Origin of the sequence: Chryseobacterium sp. VD8 (genome assembly GCF_037149975.1) — a bacterium.
Lineage (GTDB): Bacteria > Bacteroidota > Bacteroidia > Flavobacteriales > Weeksellaceae > Chryseobacterium > Chryseobacterium indicum.
In genome coordinates this window covers 1-996 of the sequence record NZ_JBBCQL010000439.1, presented here as the reverse complement: position 1 = coordinate 996, position 996 = coordinate 1, and the positions used below count along the sequence as shown (strand labels likewise).

The 996-nt window shown below is 30.5% G+C and carries 1 protein-coding gene; it reads left to right on the top strand.

The features are described from left to right. Positions 1 to 313: 313 nt before the first annotated feature. A complete protein-coding gene (locus tag WFK35_RS22915; protein WP_442892098.1) occupies positions 314 to 955 on the top strand; it encodes a M14 family zinc carboxypeptidase in 642 nt (213 codons plus the stop codon). Positions 956 to 996: the final 41 nt, after the last annotated feature.

Here is a 996-nt window from a genome sequence, read left to right as displayed (position 1 = left end):
GTATTTTTTGATGATCTACATTTGTATACAGTGTTTTATTCAAAGTTTTCAACAATAATTTTGTTTAAACTATTTCTCAATATTTTTCTATAATGAAGGGTTTCAACACTTAAAGTAATATTGAAATCATTATTGAGTTAAATTTCATAAGTTACTCAAATTAAATAATTTAGGTGTTTCATATTAAATTATTCTCAATCCACAATTTTATCAACAGACATTTTGTCACATCAATCTGTTTAGTCATTTCACAAATGTAAAATTTATTTTTTCCATAAAAAAGGCTTAAATTTGACTATTGTAAACTATTTATATGAATTTCGAACAGATCTATTTACAAAATCCAAATTTCCCAAATCGCTATATTTCTCCTGAAAAATTATTTTCTTACCTACAGACCAATCTCAGCGATCATATAAAACAGATCGGAACATCTTATTTAGAGAAGCCTATTTATAAATTAACAGTCGGAACAGGAAACATTAATATTCTTGCCTGGTCACAAATGCACGGCAATGAATCCAACGCAACCCATGCGATGCTCGATTTGCTTTTTTCTTTGGATAAGGCTCCGGAATTAAAACAGGAATTATTCAGTAAAATTCAGCTTGATTTTATTTTTATGTTAAATCCCGACGGATCCGAAAAATGGACAAGATTAAATGCAGCCGATATTGATCTGAACAGAGACTTTCATAACGAAGCCAGTAAAGAAATCAAATTCTTAAAAAATACGGTGGCTTCGAAAAAATATGATTATGCGCTGAACCTTCATGAGCAGAGAACAATTTTTACGACAGACGGAATTCATCCAGCAACGTTGTCTTTTTTGGCTCCCTCAGAAAATGTTGAAAGAACTATAACTGAAAACCCCAAGGAAGAACCTGAGGGAAAGAGCCAACTTAAAAGTAAAAAGGGAAAAGGAAAAAAGGAAAAAGGGAAAAGAGTCAAGTAAAAAATAACAAATAAAAGTAAAAAGCCGAGGATATAATCAAT

Bases quoted from the DNA above. Each gene is read 5' to 3' on its own strand.
- WFK35_RS22915 (WP_442892098.1), top strand. From the start codon at position 314: ATGAATTTCGAACAGATCTATTTACAAAATCCAAATTTCCCAAATCGC.